Source organism: Bradyrhizobium sp. NBAIM18 (assembly GCF_020193825.1).
Taxonomy (GTDB): domain Bacteria; phylum Pseudomonadota; class Alphaproteobacteria; order Rhizobiales; family Xanthobacteraceae; genus Bradyrhizobium; species Bradyrhizobium yuanmingense.
Window position 1 is genome coordinate 106,081 of sequence record NZ_JADYVO010000021.1, and the last position, 24,086, is coordinate 130,166.

At 65.5% G+C, this 24,086-nt stretch carries 23 protein-coding genes; 7 read left to right on the forward strand and 16 right to left on the reverse strand.

What is annotated here, in order from left to right; genetic code table 11:
* Nucleotides 1-109 precede the first annotated feature (109 nt).
* Nucleotides 110-1,174, forward strand: coding sequence for a HoxN/HupN/NixA family nickel/cobalt transporter (locus tag I6F17_RS31345; RefSeq protein WP_225127782.1), 1,065 nt, complete (start codon nucleotides 110-112; stop codon nucleotides 1,172-1,174).
* Nucleotides 1,155-3,467: a TonB-dependent receptor gene (locus tag I6F17_RS31350; RefSeq protein ID WP_225127784.1), complete on the forward strand. Its 2,313-nt coding sequence runs from the start codon at nucleotides 1,155-1,157 to the stop codon at nucleotides 3,465-3,467. Before I6F17_RS31345 ends, I6F17_RS31350 begins: the two co-directional genes overlap by 20 nt.
* Nucleotides 3,468-3,515: 48 nt before the next feature.
* Here I6F17_RS31350 and I6F17_RS31355 read toward each other — a convergent pair whose 3' ends face one another.
* From I6F17_RS31355 to I6F17_RS31425, 15 genes are all read right to left on the reverse strand, one after another.
* A complete protein-coding gene (locus I6F17_RS31355) occupies nucleotides 3,516-4,580 on the reverse strand; it encodes a UDP-glucuronic acid decarboxylase family protein (RefSeq protein ID WP_036034790.1) in 1,065 nt (354 codons plus the stop codon).
* Nucleotides 4,581-4,591: 11 nt separating this feature from the next.
* Nucleotides 4,592-5,716, reverse strand: a complete 1,125-nt coding sequence (locus tag I6F17_RS31360; RefSeq protein WP_036034787.1) for a glycosyltransferase — start codon at nucleotides 5,714-5,716, stop codon at nucleotides 4,592-4,594.
* Nucleotides 5,713-6,801 (reverse strand): glycosyltransferase, encoded by a 1,089-nt coding sequence (locus I6F17_RS31365; RefSeq protein ID WP_225127787.1) that lies wholly within the window; start codon nucleotides 6,799-6,801, stop codon nucleotides 5,713-5,715. Before I6F17_RS31365 ends, I6F17_RS31360 begins: the two co-directional genes overlap by 4 nt.
* Nucleotides 6,798-7,928 (reverse strand): glycosyltransferase, encoded by a 1,131-nt coding sequence (locus I6F17_RS31370; protein ID WP_225127788.1) that lies wholly within the window; start codon nucleotides 7,926-7,928, stop codon nucleotides 6,798-6,800. Before I6F17_RS31370 ends, I6F17_RS31365 begins: the two co-directional genes overlap by 4 nt.
* Entirely contained in the window at nucleotides 7,925-9,037 is a 1,113-nt protein-coding gene (locus tag I6F17_RS31375; RefSeq protein WP_225127790.1) for a glycosyltransferase family 4 protein, read from the reverse strand. The genes I6F17_RS31370 and I6F17_RS31375 overlap by 4 nt, the downstream gene beginning before the upstream one ends.
* Entirely contained in the window at nucleotides 9,034-10,320 is a 1,287-nt protein-coding gene (locus I6F17_RS31380) for a TIGR04295 family B12-binding domain-containing radical SAM protein (protein WP_225127792.1), read from the reverse strand. The genes I6F17_RS31375 and I6F17_RS31380 overlap by 4 nt, the downstream gene beginning before the upstream one ends.
* Nucleotides 10,317-11,378 carry an SDR family NAD(P)-dependent oxidoreductase gene (locus tag I6F17_RS31385; protein ID WP_225127794.1) on the reverse strand — a complete coding sequence of 354 codons (1,062 nt, stop codon included), beginning with the start codon at nucleotides 11,376-11,378 and terminating at the stop codon, nucleotides 10,317-10,319. The genes I6F17_RS31380 and I6F17_RS31385 overlap by 4 nt, the downstream gene beginning before the upstream one ends.
* A complete protein-coding gene (locus I6F17_RS31390) occupies nucleotides 11,378-12,490 on the reverse strand; it encodes an NAD-dependent epimerase/dehydratase family protein (RefSeq protein WP_225127796.1) in 1,113 nt (370 codons plus the stop codon). The genes I6F17_RS31385 and I6F17_RS31390 overlap by 1 nt, the downstream gene beginning before the upstream one ends.
* A 206-nt stretch (nucleotides 12,491-12,696) precedes the next feature.
* Nucleotides 12,697-13,902, reverse strand: a complete 1,206-nt coding sequence (locus I6F17_RS31395; RefSeq protein WP_225127798.1) for a phosphopentomutase — start codon at nucleotides 13,900-13,902, stop codon at nucleotides 12,697-12,699.
* A complete protein-coding gene (locus I6F17_RS31400; RefSeq protein ID WP_225127800.1) occupies nucleotides 13,890-14,840 on the reverse strand; it encodes a beta-xylosidase in 951 nt (316 codons plus the stop codon). The genes I6F17_RS31395 and I6F17_RS31400 overlap by 13 nt, the downstream gene beginning before the upstream one ends.
* Nucleotides 14,837-15,604, reverse strand: a complete 768-nt coding sequence (locus I6F17_RS31405) for a TIGR04290 family methyltransferase (RefSeq protein WP_225127810.1) — start codon at nucleotides 15,602-15,604, stop codon at nucleotides 14,837-14,839. The genes I6F17_RS31400 and I6F17_RS31405 overlap by 4 nt, the downstream gene beginning before the upstream one ends.
* Complete coding sequence (locus I6F17_RS31410) at nucleotides 15,601-16,401, reverse strand: sugar phosphate nucleotidyltransferase (protein ID WP_225127812.1); 801 nt, start codon at nucleotides 16,399-16,401, stop codon at nucleotides 15,601-15,603. Before I6F17_RS31410 ends, I6F17_RS31405 begins: the two co-directional genes overlap by 4 nt.
* Nucleotides 16,402-16,403: 2 nt before the next feature.
* The gene (locus tag I6F17_RS31415) at nucleotides 16,404-17,507 is read right to left on the reverse strand and encodes a glycosyltransferase (RefSeq protein WP_225127814.1); all 1,104 of its coding nucleotides are present in this window, start codon (nucleotides 17,505-17,507) and stop codon (nucleotides 16,404-16,406) included.
* On the reverse strand, nucleotides 17,504-18,100 hold the full coding sequence (locus tag I6F17_RS31420; RefSeq protein WP_225127816.1) for a histidine phosphatase family protein: 597 nt from the start codon (nucleotides 18,098-18,100) through the stop codon (nucleotides 17,504-17,506). The genes I6F17_RS31415 and I6F17_RS31420 overlap by 4 nt, the downstream gene beginning before the upstream one ends.
* Nucleotides 18,100-19,200, reverse strand: a complete 1,101-nt coding sequence (locus I6F17_RS31425) for an inositol-3-phosphate synthase (protein WP_225127818.1) — start codon at nucleotides 19,198-19,200, stop codon at nucleotides 18,100-18,102. Before I6F17_RS31425 ends, I6F17_RS31420 begins: the two co-directional genes overlap by 1 nt.
* Before the next feature lie 341 nt (nucleotides 19,201-19,541).
* Here I6F17_RS31425 and I6F17_RS31430 point away from each other — a divergent pair, with 341 nt between their 5' ends.
* The 5 genes from I6F17_RS31430 (at nucleotide 19,542) to I6F17_RS31450 (ending at nucleotide 23,456) form a co-directional block, all read left to right on the forward strand.
* Entirely contained in the window at nucleotides 19,542-19,829 is a 288-nt protein-coding gene (locus I6F17_RS31430; RefSeq protein WP_057029924.1) for a hypothetical protein, read from the forward strand.
* A gap of 13 nt (nucleotides 19,830-19,842) precedes the next feature.
* Nucleotides 19,843-20,760 carry a hypothetical protein gene (locus I6F17_RS31435; protein WP_225127819.1) on the forward strand — a complete coding sequence of 306 codons (918 nt, stop codon included), beginning with the start codon at nucleotides 19,843-19,845 and terminating at the stop codon, nucleotides 20,758-20,760.
* 87 nt (nucleotides 20,761-20,847) lie between these two features.
* On the forward strand, nucleotides 20,848-22,614 hold the full coding sequence (locus I6F17_RS31440) for an SDR family oxidoreductase (protein ID WP_225127821.1): 1,767 nt from the start codon (nucleotides 20,848-20,850) through the stop codon (nucleotides 22,612-22,614).
* Between the two features lie 123 nt (nucleotides 22,615-22,737).
* Nucleotides 22,738-22,956: a hypothetical protein gene (locus I6F17_RS31445; RefSeq protein WP_036034756.1), complete on the forward strand. Its 219-nt coding sequence runs from the start codon at nucleotides 22,738-22,740 to the stop codon at nucleotides 22,954-22,956.
* Between the two features lie 14 nt (nucleotides 22,957-22,970).
* Nucleotides 22,971-23,456: a metallophosphoesterase family protein gene (locus I6F17_RS31450; RefSeq protein ID WP_225127823.1), complete on the forward strand. Its 486-nt coding sequence runs from the start codon at nucleotides 22,971-22,973 to the stop codon at nucleotides 23,454-23,456.
* Here the strand turns inward: I6F17_RS31450 and I6F17_RS31455 are convergent.
* The gene (locus I6F17_RS31455; RefSeq protein ID WP_036023690.1) at nucleotides 23,453-23,641 is read right to left on the reverse strand and encodes a hypothetical protein; all 189 of its coding nucleotides are present in this window, start codon (nucleotides 23,639-23,641) and stop codon (nucleotides 23,453-23,455) included. The genes I6F17_RS31450 and I6F17_RS31455 overlap by 4 nt on opposite strands.
* Nucleotides 23,642-24,086: the final 445 nt, after the last annotated feature.

Sequence of the window (24,086 nt, forward strand, 5' to 3'; positions counted from 1 at the left end):
GTCGGCTCGTCAGGGGGCAGACCGAAACTGGTCCGGCTCTTGCTCTTGCCAGTATGAGAAATTTTGATAAACGTCATACTGTAAGGGCGAGCGAATGGAACGAGCAGCGATGCGGACTTTGCGGGCGGTCGAGCCCGGAACGGCGGCGCTGCTCGGCGGGCTCGTCGCCGCCAACATCGCGGCATGGGCCTGGGCCTTCACGCTGTTCGGCGAGCGGCCGACGGTGATGGCGACCGCCTTGCTGGCCTGGGTGTTCGGCCTGCGTCACGCCGTCGATGCCGACCACATTGCCGCGATCGACAACGTCGTGCGCAAGCTGATGCACGGCGGCGAGACGCCGCGCAGCGTCGGCCTCTATTTCGCGCTCGGCCATTCCACCGTCGTCGTGGTGGCGACCATGCTGCTGGCACTGGGCGTCGTGAGCCTTGGCGGCGACAGCCTGCTCAAGGAGGTCGGCGGTCTCATCGGCACCTCAGTCTCGGCGCTGTTCCTGCTTGCGGTTGCCGCGATCAACCTCGTCATTTTCGTCGGCCTGTGGCGGACGTTTCGCGCGGCGCGGGAGCAGGGCGTTCACGATGCTGCGCAGCTCGATGCGCTGCTTGCCAGCCGCGGTATTCTGGCCCGGCTGCTCGGCCCCATGTTCCGTCTGGTGACGAAGCCCTGGCACATGTACCCGCTCGGCTTCCTGTTCGGCCTCGGCTTCGACACCGCGACGGAGATCAGCCTGCTCAGCATTTCCGCCAGCGAAGCCGCGCGCGGTGCCTCGCTCGCCGATGTGCTGGTTTTCCCCGCGCTGTTCGCTGCAGGCATGGCGCTGGTCGACACTGCCGATTCCGCGCTGATGGTGAGCGCCTATCGCTGGGCCTTCGTCGATCCCTTGCGCAAGCTCTGGTACAATCTCACGATCACCGGCGCCTCCGTCGCGGTTGCACTGTTCATCGGCGGGATCGAAGCGCTCGGCCTGATCGGCGAGCGGCTCGGTCTCTCCGGCGGCGCATGGGTGCTGGTCGAGGACCTCAACGAGTCGCTTGCCAATGTCGGCTTTGTCGTGATCGCGCTGTTTGCGGTCGCATGGCTCGTCTCGGTCGTGCTCTATCGCCGCATGTTCGGGAACGAGCCTCGCCACGCCGGCACGAAAGTTTTGGAATGCACCGATGCGACCGAGGCGGCCTGAGCACGGTCGTCACGGCGGCGCTTTGACGGCACTCTCGGTCTTGGCGTTGCTCGCGGATGACGGCCGCGCCCTTGCACAGAGCAATGACACCTCACGCGAACTGCCGCCGGTCGAGGTCAGTGGCGGCGTCGCGCCCGGGCGCAAGATGACGGCCGCATCGCGCCGTGCCGCCAGATCGCCCGCGGCCGGCCGCCGCATCTTCGTGTCTTCCGCGACGGCGCAGGCGTCGGATCCGCGCAGTGCCGGCTCGGGTGCAAGGGCCGCGGCCGGCATGGCCAGCGAGATCACCGTCTCCGGCGATGAGATCAACGCACGCCCTTTCACACGGCCGGGCGAGGCGCTCGAAGCCGTGCCCGGTCTGATCGTGACGCAGCATTCCGGCGAGGGCAAAGCCAACCAGTATTTCCTGCGTGGGTACAATCTCGACCACGGCACCGATCTGGCGATCATCGTCGACGGCGTCCCCGTCAACATGCGCACCCACGCGCATGGCCAGGGCTATGCCGATCTCAACTGGCTGATCCCTGAAACCATCGCCGCAATGGACGTGCGCAAGGGACCTTACTTCGCCGACGAAGGCGACTTCGCCTCGGTCGGAAGCGTTCACATCGGCCTGATCGACAGCACAAGGCGGCTGGCGCAGGTGAGCGCCGGCAGCTTCGGTTACCGCCGTCTGCTCGGCATGGATTCCGCGAAAGTTGGCGACGGTTCGCTGCTGGTGGCCGGCGAGATCGGTACGTACGACGGCCCGTGGGACAATCCGGACAACGTGCGAAAGCTCAACGGCCTCGTGCGCTACAGCCAGGGCACCGCGACCGACGGCATGTCGCTCACCGGCATGGCCTACGTCAACAAATGGAATGCGACCGACCAGGTGCCGCAGCGCGCCATCACCAGCGGCCTGATCGGCCGGTATGGTTCGGAAGATCCGAGCGACGGTGGCCACGCCAACCGCTTTGCGCTGTCCGGGCGCATCGCGCAGACCGACGACGTCGGTTCATGGAAAGCCAACGCCTATCTGGTGAAGAGCCAGCTCGACCTCTTCAATAATTTCACTTACTTCCTCGACGATCCCGTGCTCGGCGACCAGTTCCACCAGCACGACGACCGCTTGATGGCGGGCGCCAATGTCTCGCGCACGCTGAACGGCTCCTTTGCCGGCCTGCCGATGCAGACCACCTTCGGTCTGCAATCGCGTTATGATGCGATCGACCTCGCGCTCACCAATACGTTCCGGCGCGGCTTCATCGGCAATATCCGCAGCGACAAGGTCGGCGAGGGCAGCGTCGGGGTCTTTGCCGAGAACACGGTGCGCTGGACCGACTGGCTCAGGACGACGTTGGGCTGGCGGGGCGATTATTACGCCGCCGACGTCACCTCTCTGTTCAACGCCGCAAATTCCGGTCGCGCCGATGCCGCGCTCGGCAGCCCGAAATTCAGGATGGTGCTTGGTCCGTTCAATCATACGGAATTCTTCCTCGGCGCCGGCTACGGCATGCACTCGAACGATGCCCGCGGTGCGACCACGACGGAGAATCCCACCGATCCCGCGACAAGGGTCACGGCGTCGCCGCTCCTGGTGCGCACCAGAGGCGGGGAGGTCGGGGTTCGCAGCAGGATCGTTCCCGGCCTCGACAGCTCTCTGAGCCTCTTCCTCCTGGACCAGGATTCTGAGATCCTGTTCTCCGGCGATGCCGGTGATACCTCGGCAACCCGCGCCAGCCGCCGCTACGGCTTCGAGTGGACCAATCATTACCGGCCGCGGTCCTGGATCGACATCGACGCAGATCTCGCAATGACGCATGCGCGCTTCCGGGGCCGTGACGACGAGCAGGCCGCGGTCCATGCCTCGCTCGCCGGCTATCCCGAGGCGCAGATCGGCAATGCGCCCGGCAACTACATTCCCAACGCCCCGGCGATGGTGGCATCGGCCGGAATAACGCTTGGCGAGAAGACCGGCTGGTTCGGCAGCGCGCGCTGGCGCTACATCGGCGCGAGCCCGTTGACCGAGGACAATGCGTTCCGCTCGCGGCCGACCGGCCTCGTCAACGCGCGGCTCGGCTACCGCAGCGAGAACGGCTGGCGCATCCAGTTCGACGTGCTCAACCTCTTCAACAGCAAGGCGAACCAGATCACCTATGCCTATGGCTCGCTGTTGAAGACCGACACGCTCTACAATCTCTGCACATCGGGTACCGCGCCGGCGGCCGTTTGTCAGAACGGCGTCATGGACTACGTGCTGCATCCGGTGGAGCCGCTGACGTTCCGCGTCACTGTGGCCGGGACGTTCTAGGTTCATTGCGCGAGCGGTTCACCGGGCGAGCCTGCCAAGCAATGACCTTCACGGTTGCTCGGACATCGTCAGGCGGCCGCGTGCTGGAGGGCGTGTCCTGCGCGTGGCGATGGCCGGCACGAGCGTGGGCGATTCCCCGGCGAGACGGAGCGCAAAATAGGCAATGGTCGCTTGAAGGCCGTCCTTCAATGCCACCCTCGGACGCCATCCCAGAATCTTCTCGGCGGCATCGATCACGGGCTTGCGCCGCCTGGGATCGTCCTTCGGCAGGGGCTCGAAGCGCAGCGGGGACGCGGATTCGGTGCATGCCAGCACCTCACGGGCGATGGCCTCGATCGTGACCTCGTGCGGATTGCCGAGATTGCACGGACCGCTGACCGAGGCGGGGCTCTCCATCAGGAGCTGAAGCCCCCGCACGAGATCGTCAACGAAGCAGAAGCTGCGGGTTTGCGTGCCCTGGCCGTAGATCGTGATCGGCTCGCCACGCAGCGCCTGCACGATGAAGTTGGACACGACGCGGCCGTCATTCTCGAGCATGCGCGGGCCGTAGGTGTTGAAGATGCGCGCGACCTTGATCTCCGTCCCGTGCATCCGCCGATAGTCGAACATCAGCGTCTCCGCGGCCCGCTTGCCTTCGTCGTAACAGGCCCGCGGCCCGACCGGATTGACGTTGCCGAGATAGGATTCCGGCTGCGGATGCACCTCCGGGTCGCCGTAGACCTCGCTGGTGGAGGCCTGAAGAATCCGGGAGCCCTTCTGCCGCGCCAGTTCGAGCAGGTTGATCGAGCCGAGCACGCAGGTCTTCATCGTTCCGACCGGATCGACTTGATAATGGCGGGGCGAGGCCGGGCAGGCGAGGCTGTAGATCCGGTCGATCTCGCCCTCGATCTCGATGGAATCGCGTACGTCATGCTCGATGAAGCGGAAGTTCGGATGGTTGAGCAGGGGCCGGATGTTGTCGGTGGTTCCCGTGAACAAATTGTCCAGGCAGATCACCATGCTGCCGCGTTGCAGGAGCGCGTCGCAGAGATGCGATCCGATGAAGCCGGCGCCGCCGGCGACCAGGACCGTCGGCGAGCGGCGGGATGCGTGGATGCGGGTCTGGAGCGTCATGACGTGGCCTTTCAGAGTTGGGCGACCTGCATGGGGCGAACGACGGGGAGCGGCGCCGTCTTGCGGCGGCGCCGCGCGGCTGCCTCGGCGTAATAGGTCTCGAGCTGCCGTGCGCGATGGTCGGGCGTGTGATCGGCGAGAACCCGCCGCCGCGCGTTGTGTGCGATCGTGCGCCGTTGCTCTTCCGGCATGTCGCGCAGGATCTCGACGACCTCGCGCGGGCTGGCTGCCAGCAGGATTTCCTTCGAGGGCGCGAAGATCGTCTCGATCCCCGGCCAGCGGTCCGAGATCACGGGCGTGCCGCAGGCCGCCGCCTCGAACAGCCGGACGCTCGGGGAGAAGCCCAGCGCCTTCATGTCGGCGCGGGTGGCGTTCAGCGTGAAACGCTGCGCCGCGTAGAACTCCGGGTGCTGCTTCGGCGAGAGGTGCTCGATCCGCGTAACGTTGGCGGGCCAGGCGATAATGTCCGGATATTGGGCACCGGCGACGACGAATTGATCCGACGGCAGCGTGCGCGCCGGTGCCAGCAGCAGCTCCTCGAGAACGGGCTGCCGGTCCTCGCTGTAGGTCCCGAGATAGCCGAGCGCCCATTTCGGCGGTGCCTGCTTCGGCGCGTAGATCTCCGCGTCTGCGCTGCAGTAAAGCACACGCGCGAGCGGACTGCCGTAGCTCTGCTCGATCATGCCGGGCACCGGTCCGCCGGTGAACGACAGATAGAGATCGAAGCGCGGGATCATGGCCGCCGAGAGATAGGCGAGGCCTTGCTCCAGCCGCGCCAGAGTGACCGGCGTGTCAATGTCGTAGAACGCGGTGATGCCCCTCGCGTGCGTCGTGGCCCATTCGGCGAGCGCGATCCCGTCAGGAACATAAGAGCCGATGATCACCAGATCGGCATCGCGGATCAGCTTGCCGAACTGGCGCGGAACATCTTTCGAAGATTGGTACAATTCGACAGTCCAGGCAGAGGGCTTGGTCAGGTCGCGGTGATCCCGATACCAGGGCACGTCCCGCTCCAGGAACGTGACGCGGTGACCTCGTCGCGCCAGCGCTTCGATCAGGGCGCGGTAGGTCGTGGCATGACCGTTGCCCCAGGACGAAGTGACCGAAAGACCGATGACGACGATGGAGAGGTTCATTCTGCTGCCTCGATTCGGGAGCTGTGGGCGACGAAGAGATCGTTGAACTGGCGGGCGCGCTGCCGGTAAGTGTGCTGGCTGAGGATGCGTGCGCGGGCGCGGCGGGCGATCGACCGGGCCCGCTCGGGATCGAGCGCGGTGAGGTGCTCGGCCACCTCGGCTCCGTCGGCGGCCACCAGCACCTCGCGGCCGGGTTCGAGGAAATGATCGATGCCGGCCCACTCGTCGGTGATCAGGCACGCGCCGGCGCCGATTGCTTCGAACACCCGCGTCGGCGGTGAGAAGCCATAGCGCGCCATGCTGTCGCGATTGACGTTGAGCGTGGCGAGCGCGGAGCCGAAGAACGCGTTGTGATCGGCGGTACCGACATGGCCGACCTTGCGCAGATTGGCGGAGGCGTCCTTGTCGTCCCAGCCGGAGCCGCCGAGCACGAAGGACTTTTCGGGCAGATGGCGTGCAACGTCGAGGAAGAAATGCTCGACGCGCGTCTCGCGGTCGGGCAGGCGGTTCGCCAGCAGGCTGAGATCGCAGGCAAAGCGCGGATTGGGCGGTGACGGAAAATGCGTGGAGGGATCGAGTGCGTTGTAGATCGGCACGCAGTCCCGCGCGCCCACTGATCGATACGCGGAGACGACGGGTTCGCCGCCGCCATAGGTCAGGACCATGTCGTAGTATGGGATCGCGCGACGCAGATGATGCTGCGGATCGCTTTCCATCGCCTCGAGCGTGGCGGGAGCATCGACGTCCCAATAGATCCGCGTCAGCCGCGAGGGCAGCGCGGCGACGGCGTTCTCCAGCTCGAGATCAAAGACGCCGACGCCGCTGGCCTTGACCAGCATGTCGGCCGATTGTGCGGCTGTGTCGAGCGAGCGGCGCCAGCCGTCGGCGGTCGCGGGATAGACCACCACCCTGGCCCAATCCGGCTCGTCGATGTCGCGATGCGACTGGCGGTCGAAGGCGTCGGGCTCGTAGAAGGTGACCTCATGGCCCAGCGCCGCGATCTCCTTCAGCATGCCACGGTAGTAGGTGGCAGCGCCATTCCAGTAGGACGAGACGAGGCTGGATCCGAAGAAGCAGATCTTCATGCGACGGCTCCGATGTCGTGCTGAGGCCGTGCCGAACGGCTGGAATCCCTGAGGTCGGTGACGATGTCAATGAGCTGCTCGGCGCGGTGGCGGCAGGTATGACGATCCCTGATGACCTTCAGGCCGTTCTCCACCATCGCGGCAGAGAATTCCGGATCGTCGATGACGGACCGAAGCGCATGCTTCATCTGTTGGCCATCGCCAACGCTGAGATAAGCGCCCTCGGGGAACAGGCCTTCCTCATCCGACCAGGGTGCCGAAACCAGGGGAATGCCGCAGGCCAGCGCCTCGAAGACGCGGATGGTCGGGATGCCCGGCAGCAGGGCGACGTAAGGCCCGCGCGGCACATGGATGGTCGCGCGCGCGCCCGCGAAGGCGACGGGAGCCCAATGCGCGGGCAGCCAGCCGCCATAACGGATGCCTGCGCTCCTGATGGTGTGGAGTGCGTCGTCCGAGTAGCGAACGCCATGGACGCTCGCGCGGAGCTTCAGCTCCGCCACGGGCTGGACCAGGAACTCGTTCAGCTCGGCGCTGCGCTCGCCGTCGCCCCAATTGCCGATCCAGACCAGATCGTCGGTCCGCTCGACCTGCGGCAGCGGATGATACAGCGCGACATCGGCGGCCTCGTGCCAGGTGAAGACCCGGTCGGCCCAGCCGAGCTTCAAATAGATCTGCCGCAGCACCTCGCCGAAGGCGAGCACGCCGTCGAATCCGTCGAGATCGAACTGCGCAAGCTCGTCGGGCGCGCTGACCGCGCGGTGATGGGTGTCGTGGAACAGCAGGGTGAAGGACGCACCTTGCGCCCGCCTGCGCCCGATTTGCGCGATCAGATCGGGCGAATTCCATTCATGCACGAGGACGAGACCGGCGCCATCAAGCGCCCGATCGAGATCGAGGCCGGAATCGTAGCGGCGGATGTCGATGCCCGAAAAGAGCGCCGGAATGTCACCCATGGCGTGGCTGCCGCCTTCGCGGATCGCGTTCAGCCGGCTCCAGCCGTCGATGGGTTCGAACACGACGACCTCGTGCCCGAGCGCATGGAGCTCGCGCGCATAGCCGCGCAGGAAATGCGCGTTGCCGTTGTTCCAGCAGGAGGTGAAGGCATGATAGAACAGGACGCATTTCATGCGCGCACCTCGATTTGGCTGGCCGCGGCGCTCGTCCTGCGCGATGCGATCAGATCCTGGTAGAGACCGAGATAAGCGCTCGTCATGCGCGTCAGCGAATAGGTCAGGGATTGCTCATAGGCGGCCCGCTGCAGCTTTGCGCGGCCCATCTCGTCAGCGCAAAGATCTGCCAGAGCCCGGTGCAGCGCCTCGCTGTCGGAGGGATCGACGAACAAGGCGGCGCTGCGCCACAATTCCCTGAAGGTCGGGATGTCAGAGAGGACCAGCGCGCAGCCGGCGGCGGCGGCTTCCAGCACCGAGAGACCGAACGGTTCATAGAGTGCGGGGCTGACGAAGATCGCTGCATGCTGCAGGCGCGTCTCCAGCGCCGCGTGCGGCAGCTCTCCGAGCCAGGTGATATCCGCTGGCAGGCGTGCTTCGATAGGACCGGCCACCTCGACCGGCCAATCCAGCCCAGGCGCGGCGCCGGCGAGCGCTTCGATGTTCTTGGCTCGGTCCCACAGCCGTCCTGCCGCGAAAATCAGGTTCTGCTTTCGCCCAGACGGGGCGCGTGGCGAAATTCCGTTCCAGATCACCGCGCCGCGCGATCGCGACTGGTAGATCGCCGTGATGTCGTCGTGGAAGGCCCGGCTCGGACAGACCCAGGCCTGCGCCGTGTCGAGCGCTGCGGCAACCCGCTCGCTGTAGCGGCGCCATCTGGGCTCGCCAAGCCAGGCCGTATCGCGGCAGGCCAAGGCCCAGGAGTTCACGCAGGAATGCGCCACCAGCACGGTCGGGGCCTGCCATGCAAAGGTCGCCTCGCGAAAGCTGTTGAGATGCACAACGTCGGGCGTCAACCTGGCTTCCAGGTTTGCAAGCACGCGCCTTGCGTCGGAAACGTTTTGGCCCTCCGGGTCCTGCCATTCGAGTGCGAGGTCCGTGTCGACCAGGTGCACGCTGGTCTCACGCAGCATCTGACGCTGATCGACCCGTGCCCGCGGGCCCAGCGTCACCAGCGTGACGTCGGCACCGGACGCAGCGAGACTCGTGGCAAGCGCGCAGGAATAGGTCCACACGCCGCCAACCGTGTCAGTCGTCATCATGATCCTGATGTCGGCGCCACGGTTCATGAGGCCACCTGGAGTTCGAGGCTGTCGAGCGGGACCGGGCGATCGTTCTGCACGTCGCTGAACTGGTCGAACATCGCGAGATAGTGCCGGTGTGCGCGCTCCCAGGCGACATCGTCGGGCTCGCCCCAGAGCTTGCGGTAGTCGGGAGAGCCGGGATAGGGGTAGAGCGGCACGGGATCGTTGGCCCAGACGCCTGCATCCTGCATCGTGCGGCGCCAGCGCTGCACCACGGGATCGTCGTCCTCGGGCACCTCGATCAGGTTGGCCTGCACGAAGGGGACGTGGCGGCGGGCTTCGACCAGCCGGTCGGCGAGCTGATCCGTCGTCATCTTGCAGTTCTTGGCGAGGGCTGCGCGCCCTTCCACGGTGAGGCTCTCGATGCCGGCTTCGATCGAGACGCAGCCGGCGCGCCCGAGCAGGGCGAGCATGTCGGGCTTCCAGAGGTCGATCCGTGTCTGCACGCCGAACTTCAGCCCGCGCATCGCCAAGCCTTCCAAAAGCTCGCGATTGGGAAGAAAGATCTCGTCGATAAAGTAGACGTATTCGATGCCGTGGCGGCGCAGACGATCGATCTCGTCGAGAATCACGGCAGGCGGCCGCTTGCGATAGGCGTTGCGGAAATTCTCCTTGGCGCAGAACGTGCAGTTGTAGGGGCAACCGCGCGAGGCCTCCACCTCGGCGCCCGGTGCGGTCGGCGCGGCCTCGAAGCGGTGATGATGGTGATGGTGACGCCGGATCATATCCTCCGGCCAGTCGAGCGCGGGCTGATCGCTGAACGCGACCGCCTGGGGCCCGCCATTGACCCGGAGCGAAGCACCGTCGGCGAAACACAGGCCGGGGAAGTCTCGTTCGCCATTGGCGAGACGCAGCAGGGACGCCTCGCACTCGCCCATCACGACGATATCGACGCCGAGCTTCTTCAGCGCGGTCTTCGGCGTGGTCGAACCATGCGGGCCGACCGCGATCAGGGTCGGCGCAAGATCCCGCACCGCGATGGCGAGCTGCTGCGGCACGCGCAGCTCGGGCGGCGCGCAGCGCCAGAACAGATAGGTCGGTGCGGTGGTGAAGACGATCTGGTCGGGATCAAAGGCGCGCAGCTCGGCCTCGATCTCAGCGAGGGAGAGATCGAACATATGCGCATCGAGCAGCAACGTGTCGTGGCCGGCCGCCTTTAGATAGTGCTGGGAGATGCCGAGCTCGAGCGGCAGGTGAGGCGAGCGGCAGCCGAAATAGATGCTGCCCGAAAAATCCCAGTTCGGATTGATGAGGGCGACCCGCGTCATGCCAGGGCCTCGCTTCTGGCCTGTGATCCGAAGCGTCCGTCGAGCCAGGTGTGGAGTGAGCGCAGGCCGTCGGCGAGCGGCATTTGCGGCGTCCAGCCGAGCGCGGTGGCGAGCGCCCGCGTGTCGGTCACGTACCAGGGCTGATCGCCCGGTCGCCAGTCCGCAAAGCGATAGCTGACCTTGCGGCCCGTCAGCTCGGTGATGCGGTCGATCAACTCGAGCAGGCTGACGGCATTCCCCGGACCGCCGCCGAGATTGAAGACGCGCCCGCGCGCCAGCGCGATGTGGTCGAGCGCCGCGAGCCAGGCGCTCACCGCGTCCGACACGTGCAGCGCGTCGCGGACCTGCTTGCCGTCGCCATAGATCGTCAGCGGATTGCCGCTTATGGCGCTGAGCAGGAAGTGTGCGATCCAGCCCTGGTCCTCGGTGCCGAATTGCCGCGGCCCGTAGATGCAGCTCATGCGCACCACCACGGTCTGCAGCCCGAAAACCCGGGCATAATCGTGGACGTATTGATCGGCGGTGCCCTTGGAGCAACCATAGGGGCTGTAGAAATCGAGCGGGGCGTTCTCCGAGATGCCGCCAGCGAGCAGATCATTGACCGGCGTGTAGCGGCGTCCGGCGAGCGCGATCTCGCTGTCCTCGATCAGGCGTCCGTAAACCTTGTTGGTCGAGGCGAAGATCACCGGGGCCGAGGCGTTGTGCAGGCGGACGGCTTCCAGCACATTCAGCGTGCCACGGGCGTTGATCTCGAAATCGGCCGAGGGATCGCTGACGCTGTCGGTGACGGCGACCTGGGCAGCGAGGTGCAGCACGGCGCGTGCCTCGCGCACGGCGTCGATCACCGGAATGGGGTCGCGGATATCGGCCACCGTGATCGCGACGCGGTCGCCATGCCGGGATTTCAGCCATTGCGCGTTCTCGCGCACGCCGGCGCGGGCGAGATTGTCCAGCACCAGCACACGGTCGCCGCGCTCGGCCAGACGGTCGGCGAGATTGCAGCCGATGAAGCCGCAGCCGCCGGTGACCAGGACAGGTCTGTTGTCTTGTTCACTCATCACGCGACCAACCCTCGTTGCAGCAGCTCACGGGTCGCCCGCTCCGCCTGATCGTCGGCGATCTGGTCGGCGAGGTACCCGGCGAGCTCTTCAAGCCCGTCCTTGAACGCGACATGCGGCTCGAAGCCGAGCAGGTCGCGTGATTTGCCGATATCGGCAAAGCAGTGCCGGATGTCGCCGGCACGGTATTTCCGCGTGATTTCGGCAGCGATCTCGCACCGTCCCATCACCTCCGCCAGATCCTCGGCTACCGACAGAATGGTGCGGCTCTGGCCCGAGCCGACGTTGAAGACGTCCTGGGCGTGGTCGGATTCGAGCGCCATGCGGCAGGCGCGGGCGACATCGTGCACGTGGACGAAGTCGCGCCGCTGCAGGCCGTCTTCGAAGACGAGCGGCGGCCGGCCATTGAGCAACCGCGCGGCGAAGATGGCCAGCACCCCGGTATAGGGATTCGACAGCGCTTGCCGCGGACCGAACACGTTGAAGAAGCGCAAGCCGAGCGTCGGAATGCCGTAGGCCTTGCCCGTGATCAGGCACATCCGCTCCTGCGCGTATTTGTTCAGCGCGTAGATCGAGCTCAGCGACGGCTGCTTGGTCTCAGGGGTGGGCACGGGATCGAGCGCATGCCCTGCATGATCCCGCAATTCCCACTCGCCCTTGCGAAGCTGCTCGATCGGTCGTTCATCGCAGGCGACGACGCTTCCAGTGGCATCACGATACAGGCCCTCGCCGTAGATGCTCATCGAGGACGCCACCACCAGCCGTGCGACCGGTCGCTTGGCCAATGCCTGCAGCAGCACGGCGGTGCCGAGCTCGTTCGTCCTGACATAGGGCTCGATGTCGTACATGCTCTGGCCGACGCCGACGGCGGAGGCGAGATGCAGGACCATGTCGGCGCCGCGCAAGGCCTGTTCGACCGCGAAGCTATCCGTGACGTCGCCGACCACGAGCTCGGCATCGTCCGCGAGATAGGCAGGCCGCTGACGGTTGCCGCCATGGACTTGCGGAGAGAGATTGTCGAGAAGGCGGACATCGTAGCCGGCCGCAAGCAGCACGTCGGCCGTATGCGAACCGATGAATCCCGCGCCTCCGGTGATCAATACTCGCGTCATTCACCGCTCCGTGCCGCATGGGACCGATCCGTCGGACCGGCCGATGATGAGAGTTGAAGCGCGCTTTGCTTGGTCGGGCGACCTGCGCGCCAGTCACGTCTGGGAGTTAGAAGCGGTGCAAGGAATGTTCGTTCCTGCAAAACCTACAAACGAAAATTTCTCTAACCTGGATCAATAACCCAAGTGAATCCCGGCTAGAATCCCGGCTAGAAATGCGCGCCATGAAGCGGCGCCGGCAGGTCGAGATGTCTTGCAACGGTCGCACCGATGTCGGCAAAGCCGGCACGTCGGCCGATCGGAGCCGTTGACCGCGCGGTCCACGCCAGGATCGGGACCTGCTCGCGCGTGTGATCGGTGCCGCTCCAAGTCGGATCACAGCCATGATCGGCGGTGATGATGAGGAGATCGTCGCTTCGCAGCCGGCTCAGCAGTTCGGGGAGGCGGGCATCGAAAGCTTCGAGCGCCGCAGCGTAGCCGGCGACGTCACGGCGGTGGCCGTAGAGCGTGTCGAAATCGATGAAGTTCGCGAACAAAAGCCCGCCTTCTGCAAGGCCTCTCAGTCCATCGAGCGTGGCATCGAAAAGCGCCGCATTGCCGTCGCCGCGCAGGTTTCGCCCGGTGCCGCGATGGGCGAAGATGTCGTCGATCTTGCCGATCGTCACGATGTCGCGGCCGGCCGTTTCTGCAAGGTCGAGGATGGTTCGCTCGGGCGGCGGAACCGAGAAATCGCGCCGGTGCGAGCTGCGCTTGAAATTATCCGCGTCCGTTCCGACGAACGGACGCGCAATGACGCGGCCGATGTTGAGGGGATCGACCAGCCGCCTCGCGACCGTGCAAACCTCGTAGAGCCGCGCGAGCCCGAACGTCTCCTCGTGCGCCGCGATCTGGAACACGCTGTCGGCCGAGGTGTAGCAGATCGGCTCGCCGCTGCGCATGTGGCGCTCGCCGAATTCGGCGATGATGTCGGTCCCGGAGGCGTGGCAATTGCCGAGGATGCCGGGCAGTCCGGCTTGTTCGCACAGCTTTGTTACGAGATCGCGCGGGAAGCAGGGCTGGATCTTTGGAAAATAGCCCCAGTCGAACGCGACAGGCACGCCGGCGATCTCCCAATGGCCGGATGGCGTGTCCTTGCCCCTCGATATCTCGCTGGCGCATCCATGGCGCGCATCTTGAAGCCGGCCGTCGAGTCCGGGGGGGATCCGGCCTGTGGAGAGGCGACAGGCCTCGCCGAGGCCGAGCGCCACGAGATTGGGCAGGCGCAACGGGCCGTCCCGTTGCGGACCATTGGCACGCCCGGCCATGCATGCATCCGCAATGTGGCCGATGGTGTCGGCACCTTCGTCGCCGTAATTGGCAGCGTCGGGCGCCGCGCCAATGCCGACGGAATCCATCACCAGGATCAGGGCACGCATGTCGGCTCCCTGATCGGCGGGGAGACGCCACTAGAGGAGGCGAGACCGGTCTTCGTGCAATAGCGCTCGACCATCTGCGCGCAGAAATCGGCGAACTCGTTCACGTCGAGCGGCGGGCTGGTGTGATGCGGTTCGAGGCCGCGGTGTTCCGGCGTGAAGCAGAACGTCACGGTGACCTCGAACTCGGCGAGCGCATCCATCTGGCGATCGAACCAGTCCAGCGCATTGGGACGGAAGCTGTCGGCCCATGACAGGCCGGTCCGCAAGTGCCTTACGCCGAACCGTCGCATCCAGCGCACGGCGTCATCGAGACGATGGTCCTCGAAATGAAACCATTGGCAGAGGCCCATGTCGGCGGCATATTGGCCGAACAGTTCGGCCGCGGCTTTCGGGGTTCCATCCTCGCGCAGCAGGCCCATGTGGAAATGCCGGTAATAGGAGGAACCCTCCGCCTCCTTGTGCCGCGTGGTCGCCTCCCAGGCCGAAGGGAGATCATAGAGGCTGTACCAGTGGATGCGCGGCGCGCGGCCGATCAGAAGGTCGGCGGTGCGCGACAGGCCCCAGGCTTGCACCTCCTCGGCGCCGAAGGAGGAGACGCCGACCTCGGTTACCCAGACCGGGAGCGAGGTAACAGCCTTGATCTCATCGATCTTGGCCGGCCATTCTCCGATCTGCCATAAATTCCAGTCGAGCGGAAAGCCGTGCACGGCGACGGCGTCGACGTGATCGAGCACGCCGCGGGCCTGCATGCTGCGCATGAAGGAGGGGTCGATGGGCGAGATGCCGCCGAGCACGCGCGGCAGGGTCGGATGCGCGCTGCGGATGGCCTTTCCCGCCGCGAGCGCCAGGTTGGCGAACATCGCCCAGTCCGGGTCGATCAGCAGGTCCCAATGCGACTTGTTGTTGGGTTCGTTCCAGATCTTGGCCGCCTCGATCATCGGCTCGCCTCCCGCGACGGATAGACCGGCCCGTCAGCCTGCGGCCGCGCCGTGCGCCTGCACAGATAGACTTCCTCCTCCGGATGGGCCGCGATGGCAAAGCCGGCGCTGCGCAGCATGGCTTCGACGCAGGCGCGGTTGGGCACCCACCAATTGGTGGGGTCGTCGGCATATTTGTGCTCGATGAAGTGCAGCTTCGGGTAGCCGGAGGAATCGAACTGATCGGTGGTCCAGAAGTCGTAATTCTTCTCGACCAGATCGACGCGGCTGTCGCCGCGCTGCATCGACTGGAACAGCAGGAGATCGCCGGCGACGTGCTCATGGATCAGGTCCAGCGCCAGCAGCGGGTGGCGCAGATGATAGAGCACGCCCATGAAGATCACGAGGTCGAACTTTTCGCGGAGCTGCCCGACATCATAGGCCGACATCTTGCGGAATTCGATCCTGAGCCCGTTCACCTCGGCCGCGAAGCGGGCCTGGGCTAGATATTCTTCGTCGGTGTCGAGGCCGAGCACGCGCTCGGCGCCGCGCCGCTTCATCTCCATGGCGTAGAAGCCGGCATTGCAGCCGATGTCGAGCACGGTCTTGCCTTCGAGCCGGTCCGGGATGATGCCGGAAAAGCGCTGCCACTTCACATTGGGATAGTCGCCGAGAAAGTGCGACGGCGCGGTCGGCACGCCCTTGAGGTCGAGATTGTGAAACCACGGTCCCAGCGCATCGACACGCTGGCGGATTTCCTCACGGGAGAGGGCGCCTCTGGTCATGCAATCGCTCCGTTATTCATTGAGACCGGCCGAGCCCCGTCCGATGAGGCGCGGGTCCGCAACTTGGAACGGCCCTCGACGCTCTCGGCGAGCAGGGCCATTGCCGTGCGATAGCCGTCGATGGTGCCGACATCGACGTAGGATTCGCCGGCCTTGACGCCGATGCCGTTGCCGCCGGCCGAAAGATAGGCATTGACCAGCGTCCCGAAATATTCGTCGCGGCGTTCGCGTGCGTGCCACAGCGCCTGGAGCTGGCGGAAGCCGTGCGCCGACATCTTGAAAGCACCCCAGATCCAGCGCGAGGCTGCATTCGGCTGCTTGACCTGGATCTCCGTCACCTGCTCGCCGTCTAGCACCACCGCATCGAAGAATTCGGGGTGCTCGACCGGGAACAGCAGGAACGAGAGGTCTGCCTCGGGCAGGGATTGCAGGGCCGCCTTGGGAAACCAGACCGTGTCGGGCAGGCCGACCAAGACGTCCTCATGCTGGCCGACGACGGTGCTTGCCCTGAACACGGCGTCGCACAGGCCGGAGGCTTCGGGCTGCACGACATAGGCGAGCTCGGCGCTGCCGTAATGGTCGCCGAAATATTCGAGGATGTCGGACTTGCCGGCCGAGATCACGAAGCAGATCTTGTCCGCGCCGCCGAGGATGAGGCGCTCCAGCAGATATTCGGAGACCGCGCAGGGACGGTCGGTACCGTCGTCATGCCGGCTGCCGACCGGCAGCAATTCCTTCGAGAAGGCAAGCGGCTGGATACGGCTGCCGCGGCCCGCGGCCGGAACGATGCCCCACATGATCAGGCCTCCTCGATTTGTTGCCGGCTGATGCGGCTCGACGTCATCTGCTCGAGCATCGAGATCAGTTCACGCGCCCGCTTGTCCGATGTGTGCTGGTCCATGGTGCGCTCATAAGCGCGCCGCGCCATGCGCCTCAGCTCCGCATCCGGCATCGCGAGCGCGGCGAGCGCGTCGTGCTCGTCGCGTGCGATCAGAATCTCCTCTCCGGGCGCGAAGAAGTCCGCTATTCCGGGCCACTCATCGCTCAGCAGCGGGGCGCCGCAGGCCGCGGCCTCGAACAGCCGGCCGGATGGGCACCAGCCCATCTCCGCCATGGCCCGACGGGTGACATTGAGAGTTAGCCGCGACGAGGCAAAGAACGGTGCGTGCTCGGACGGCGGCAGGTGCCGCACGAAATAGATGTTGGGCGACCACGGGAAATCGTCCGGGTACTGCGCGCCGCCGATCAGGAAGCGGAGATCCTTGCGTGCCCGCGCGGGCGCAACGAAAAGCGCCTCGAGCGTGTGCTGGCGGTCTTCGGAGTAGGTGCCGAGATAGGACAAATCGGCGCGATAATGCCGTTGAGGCGCGACCGGATGGTGGATGTCTGTGTCGACATGCCCATAAAGCGGCCGCGTGTCGCGCGCGCCGAGCCTGTTGCGGAATTCGTCCGCAACGTGAGGCCCGCCGGTGAAGCTGAGCACCAGCGCGAAGTCCCGCAGGCCACGCGGGCCGACATAGGGGACAGCCTCGCCGGCGATGAGCCTTGCCAGCGTGACCGGCGTATCGAGGTCGTAGAACACGGGAACGGCACGATCCTCAGCGAGAATCAGCTCGGTCGCGGCGATCGCATCGGGGCAATAGGAGGTCACGATCGCGACGTCGGCATCACGGATTTCGGCGCTTGCCGCCTGCCGCACATCGTCCCAGTTCGCGAACAGCTGGAGCGCGCCGCCCGGCAGCTCGTAGAGATCCCGGGCACCGGCATAATAGGGTACGTCGCGCTCGAAGAAGACGACGCTGTGTCCCGAACGCGCGAGATGCTTGCAGAGGCCACGCCACAGGGTGGCGTGACCGTTGCCCCAGGAAGAGGAGATTGTCAGGCCGAAGATGACGATCTTCACGCCGGCACCCGCTGGTTGATCCCGGTGATCTTCATGCCGCTTCTGTCAGCGCGGAGCGTGCTGATGCTGGCAGGATCGATCTCGATCGAGAGAAATTGGTCGAGCGGCGTGCGCGAATAGTGCAGCAGCGCGGCGCGGATCGGCTCGGCGTGGCTGACTACGATGACAGCGCCGAGATTGGGATCGCCACGCAGCTGCTCCAGATGAGCGACCATCCGATTCTGAAGCGACCGCATGCTCTCGCCACCGGGCGGACGGCTGGTGCCGCGGCGCCCATTCCAGCGCGACCACCGGGGATCCGGCGCCAGCTCGTCGAACGATCGTCCGGTCCATTCGCCATAATCGAGCTCGTCGAGGGCGGGAACGATCTCGACCGGCAGCCTGAAATGCGCCGCGAGGATGCAGGCCGACTGCATGCAGCGCCGTTGCGGACTGGACTGAATGAGCGATGGCCGCGGCGCCATGGTGCCGGCACAGCGCGCCATTTCCTCACAGCCGAGATCGTCGAGCGCGACGCCTTTCATCCGGCCGCACAGGATGCGGCCGAGCAGGGCATGATGCCCGTGCCGGACGAGATGGATGATCCCAGCCATCACGCAAACGCCTTGTCGTCGATGAAGGCGCGTGTCCGCCGTCCGGCCTCCTCGTCGGTGAACTGCTGCGGCGGCGATTTCATGAAATAGCTCGAAGGGCCGGTCAGCGCTCCGGCCTGGCCGCGGTCCATGGCGAGCTTGGCACAGCGCACCGCGTCGATCACGACGCCCGCCGAGTTCGGGGAGTCCCAGACCTCGAGCTTGACCTCGGCGCTCAGGGGAACGCCGCCGAACGTCGTTCCCTCCAGGCGAATGAAAGCGAGCTTGCGGTCGGTGAGCCATGGCACGTGGTCGCTCGGTCCGACATGGATGTTGTCGGGGTCCATGGGGACGTCGAACTGGCTGGTCACGGCCTGGGTCTTGGAGATCTTCTTCGAGGCCAGCCGCTCCCGCTCGAGCATGTTCTTGAAATCGGTGTTGCCGCCGACATTGAGCTGGTAGGTGCGGTCGAGCCGCACCCCGCGCTCGCGGAACAGGTTGGCGAGCACGCGATGCAGGATGGTGGCACCGACCTGGCTCTTGATGTCGTCGCCGACGATCGGCAGGCCGGCCTCCTCGAAGCGGCGCTGCCATTGGGGATTGGAGGCGATGAAGACCGGAATGCAATTGACGTAGCCGCAGCCGGCCTCGATGGCGCGCGCCGCATACCATTCGCTGGCGCGCTGCGAGCCGACCGGAAGATAGGAGACCAGAACGTCGGTGCGGGACATCGCCAGCACTTCGGACACGTCGGCCTCCGGCACGTCCGCAATCGGAACGTCGTCGGTGAGATAATGCCCGATGCCATCCAGGACCGGACCGCGCTGAACGATCACGCCTGTCGGCGGGACGTCGGAGAAGCGGTGCGTATTGTTGGGCGCCGCGAAGATCGCATCGGCGACGTCGCGGCCGACCTTGTTGGCGTTGACATCGAAGGCGGACGCGATCTGGATGTCGCTGGTATGGTAGCCGCCGAGGTCCGCATTCATCAAGCCCGGCACCGGCTCGTTCGACTTGGCGTTACGGTAGTAGGTGAGCCCCTGGACCAAGGAGCTCGCGCAATTGCCGACGCCGACGAGTCCGACGCGCACGCGGCGCCTGTCTTGAAGACGAGAATGCATGGAATGAAGCCCTCCGGAAAACGCGCGGCGTCGGTGCAAGAGTCGGTGTAAGTACGTCGGCGAACGTGTGGAAGGTATGTTCGTTCCTGGAAAGGAGATGACGGGCGGCACGCCTCGGCAGATTCATCGCGAGAAAATGCGACGCGCTTAACATGGGATAAAATCCCGCACCGCCTGCTCGGAACGAACGGCTTTCATGATGAAGATGAAGAAGATGATGCTCGCCTCACGCGGACCGTTTCGTATCTGCCGCGAAGAACCAATCCCTCCGGCCCGCGTTTGTCGGCCAATGGTTCGATGCGGTGCGGCGTTCATCGCCCGCCTAGTGAACGAGGTGTGACATGACATCCAAGGCACAGAACAGCGAAGCCCACGAGACCACCGATCACAACGTCATCCAGAAATGGGCTGAGGAGCGCGGCGGGAAGCCGGCGACCGTGAAGGCGACGGAGGAGGGTGGCCACGCCGGAATCCTGCGTATTGATTTCGATCCGCCGGATGAAGCGTTGGATCGCATCAGCTGGGACGCGTTCTTCGAGAAGTTCGATGAAGCCGGCATCGCGTTCCTGCATCAGGATCGAACCAAGGACGGCAAGCTCAGTCGATTCCACAAGTTCGTGCGACACTAGCGATTCGCGCGAGATGGCGGGCGGCTGGGCGGAAGCGATCAGGGCGGGCGATTTCGCGCGCGCCTGGGCGATCAACGATCGAGATTTGCTGGAGAGCGCGCATCCGCCCAAGCACACTGGCCCGCGCCATCTCCAGCGGATCTGGCGCGGCGAGGACCTGAGCGATAAGCACGTGCTGGTGCGCTGCTATCACGGGCTCGGCGACACCATCCAGTTCCTGCGCTTCATGAAGCCGCTTCGCGCGATTGCGCGCAGCGTCACCCTGTGGTGTCAACCCGAACTGCTGCCGATAGTCGAGGGCGCAGCGGGCGTCGATCGCGCCATCCCGCTGCATGATGGTGCACCCGAGAGCGCTTTCGAGGTCGACATCGAGATCATGGAGGTGCCGCACGCCATCAGAGCGCGCCGCGATCAGGTCGAGATGCGCGTTCCCTACCTGATGCTCCCTCCTGTTGCCGTACAACCGCTTCGGCTGCAAAGTCTGGCGGTCGGCCTGGTCTGGAAAGTTGGTGAGTGGGACAAGCGGCGGGAGGTTCCGGCCGTCTTGCTGCGCAATCTCGCTGAATCCGGCGTGACGCTCCATTCGCTCCAGCGCGGGACGAGCACCGAAGAGCTCGCGGCGATCGGGGCGCGGGACATCAGCACGCCTGATATCGTCGCTCTCGGCCATCGCCTGCGGCAGCTCGATCTCGTCGTATGTGTCGACACCATGATCGCACACCTTGCGGGCGCGCTTGGATGCGAGGCCTGGGTCTTGCTGCATGCCGATTGCGACTGGCGCTGGCCCCAATCCGGTGCGCGTTCGTTCTGGTACCCGAGCCTGCGGCTGTTTCATCAAACACGGCCGAGCGATTGGGTCGATGTCATCGCCGACGCCCGCAACGCGCTACGGGTGCGGCTCGAAGGAGGTCGAACGACCGCGGCGATGTGATTTCCAGACGTTCTTTCCAAGACATTGATGAGGAACGAGCGCCGCCCACGCGCTTTGGTGCAACGCCCTCGCAATGGAAAGACGCTCATGCAAAGTTCCGACGCCGGTGTGTCGACTGCCAGCCTGTCGCAGGTGACCGACGATATCTGGATCGTGAACGACAAGCCGATCAACGCCGCCGGCCTGCAACTGCCCGTGCGGATGACTGTCATCCGCCTGTCGAACGGCGACCTCGTGCTGCATTCGCCGGTGAGATATTCGCGCGCTCTGCGCCAAGAGCTGGAGCGGCTGGGCACGATCAGATACCTGCTGGCGCCGAATATTGCGCATTGGATGTTCCTGCCTGAATGGCAAAGGCAGCTGCCGCAGGCCGCGATCTTTGCTGCGCGCGGTCTTGCGGCGCGCGGGCAGGTGCGGGCGGCGGGCCTCCGCATCGATCGGGAGCTTGGAGACACGACGCCGGAGGAATGGGCCGCCGACCTCGAAACGGTGTCGGTGAATGCTCCGATGTTCTCGGAGGTCGAGCTGTTCGACAGGCGGAGCCGGACGCTGATTCTGACGGATATCGTGCAGAACCTCGACCCCCTCCACCTCAGCGCCGCGAATACAGCCGCGGCGAGCCTGCTCGGCATTGCCAAGCCGGACGGGAAGGCCCCGGTCTATCTGCGGCTGCTGCTCCGCCTCGGCGGCCGTTCGGCGCGGGCTGCGGGCGAGCGGCTCGTGAAGCTGGCTCCGGAGCGGGTGGTCTTTGCGCATGGCGACTGGTTCGAAACCCAGGGAACGGCACGCCTGCGGCGATCCCTGCGCTGGCTGCTTCCCGCGGACGTCTCGGGACGCGAGCACGGGCAGATGGTCGGCACGCGCGTCGTCATCACCGGCGCCTCCAGTGGAATCGGCCGCGCCGCGGCGCTGGCCTTTGCCCGCAAGGGCGCAAGCGTTGTCCTCGCGGCACGCCGCGGCGAGGTCTTGATGCGGCTTGCTGCGGAGTGTGAGGCGCTCGGAGGCCGGGCCCTGGCCGTGCCAACCGACGTCACTGACGCGGAGGCGGTGCAGCGTCTGGCCGGTGCGGCGGACGAGGCCTTCGGCGGCATCGACGTCTGGATCAACAACGCCGGCACGGGCGTGTTCGGGGCCTATCAGGACGCAGACATCGCGCTTCATCGCCGGACCATCGAGGTCAATCTGCTCGGCACCATGCATGGCGCGTTCGCGGTGCTTCCGATCTTCCTTCGCCAGAACCGCGGTGTCCTGATCAACAACATTTCGCTTGGCGGCTGGGCGCCGACGCCCTTTGCCGCAGCCTATACCGCCAGCAAGTTCGGCCTTCGCGGCTTCACCGCAAGCTTGCGTCAGGAGCTCCGGGCTCATCCCGGCATTCACGTCTGTGGCGTTTTTCCGTCCATGGTCGATACGCCGGGCTTCGTCCACGGCGCCAACGTCTCCGGACGAAGGCTCGATCCTGGTCCGCTGCTTTATCAATCCGAAAATGTAGCCCAGACCCTCCTGCGCCTCGTCCGCGCGCCTCGTGACGAGATGGCCGTGGGTTGGCCGGCGCGCGCCGGGCAACTGGCCTATGCGGTTGCTCCTGAGATCACCGAGAATGTCATCGGAGCCGCATTCCGCTGGCTGCTGTCGCGCGCGCGTCCAGCAGCAAGGAACGAAGGCACCTTGCTCGAAGCGGGTCCGCAGGGCACGTCCGTCGACGGCGGCTGGCTGGTGCGGAAGCAGGTTCCGCCGGCCGCTGTGCTCAGCAAGGGGCTCGTGGTGCTCGGGATCGCTGCCGGCCTGGCATTCGCGGCATCGAGGGCGGGCCGTTCCAGACCCCGCGCGAGGACGCGGCGGCGCCGCGCGTGAGTCCGCGGCAATCTCGCGCCGAGGACCGACGGCGATGCCCGCCCGCCGGACCGCAGATGGCTCCGGCGCCGGAACGAAGCCCTGAGACCGCGCGTTCCTGCGGGAACACCCGAGGACCAGACGTTGCCGCGCTATCATTTTGATTTGGTGGATTCTGAAACCGTAGCGGACGAAGAAGGCGCCGATTTGCCGGACGACATCAAGGCTCTGGATGTCGCCGAAGAGATTGCGCGGCGCCTGCTCGAGGAGCGTCCCGAGCTCAAGGGCCGCCATTTCTCGATCCTCGTCACGAATGAGGATGGTGAGGAAATCGGCCGGATGCCGCTGGATGTAGTGCACTGAAGCCGTGATCTGACATGACGTTCATGATTGGGGTGATAGCCGACACGCATGGACTGCTGAGGCCCGAGGCGGAGCGCTGCCTCGCCGGCGTCTCGCACATCATCCACGCCGGCGACATCGGTGCCCAGGCGGTGATGGACGGGCTTTGCCGCATCGCACCCGTCACCGCGATCAGGGGAAATGTCGACCGGGGCACGTGGGCTGAACGCTTTCCCGAAACACAAACGTTGCGCCTCGGCGGCCGCAGCTTCCACGTCCTGCACGACCTCAACGAGCTGACGATCGATCCTGCCGAGCTCGGAATCGACGTCGTGGTCTCAGGGCATTCCCACCGCGCGCGGATCGAGACCGTCAACGGCGTGCTTTATCTGAATCCGGGCAGCGCAGGGAAGCGCCGCTTCAAGCTGCCGATTACGCTGGCAACGCTGGAACTGCACTCCGGCGGGCCGCTGCGGCCGATCATTCACGATCTCGACACGCCAGCAGGCCTCCGCTGCTAGTGCGTCTTCGATTTCTGCCACCGCTCCAGATCCAGCGGCGGCCGTTCCGGATCGATTTGTTCCTTCTCGGGATTGCCTTGCCAGGGCTTATTCGTCTGCCGGTGCGTCGGCATATCGGTCTTCCGGCGCGGATCGTCGAGCGGTGTCTCTCGCGGATCGGTTTCAGGTTCAGTCGCCTTTGGCATGTGTTTCCCCGTCGAGTGTTTCCCTGTCGAACTCGCACGATGGCGCTGCGGCAGCACCCTCTGATCAACCCGGTACGCAGCGCGGTGTTCCCTGTCTCGCGCTGCGGCGATCGGCGCAGGAACGACCCCTGCGACAACTCATTGTTCTATTTCGACATTGCGAACCATCGACACAGGAGCAGCACATGTCAAAGATGCCTCCAGTCCCCGAAGAACAGCGGAGCAACAAGGGACCCGGGAACACGACCAACCAGGGCTACCAGCAGGATCGATGATGCTCGACCTCAACAGATGCACCAAGAGACAGTCGATGAGCAGGACAGGTCTGGTGCTGCTCGCCGTGCTGGCGACCGCCTCCGCCGGAGCGGCATTCGGGCAGGGAGGTGGCGGCGGCGGGGGAGGAAGCGCCCTGTCTCTTAGACACAGCTGACCCTGCACACGACGT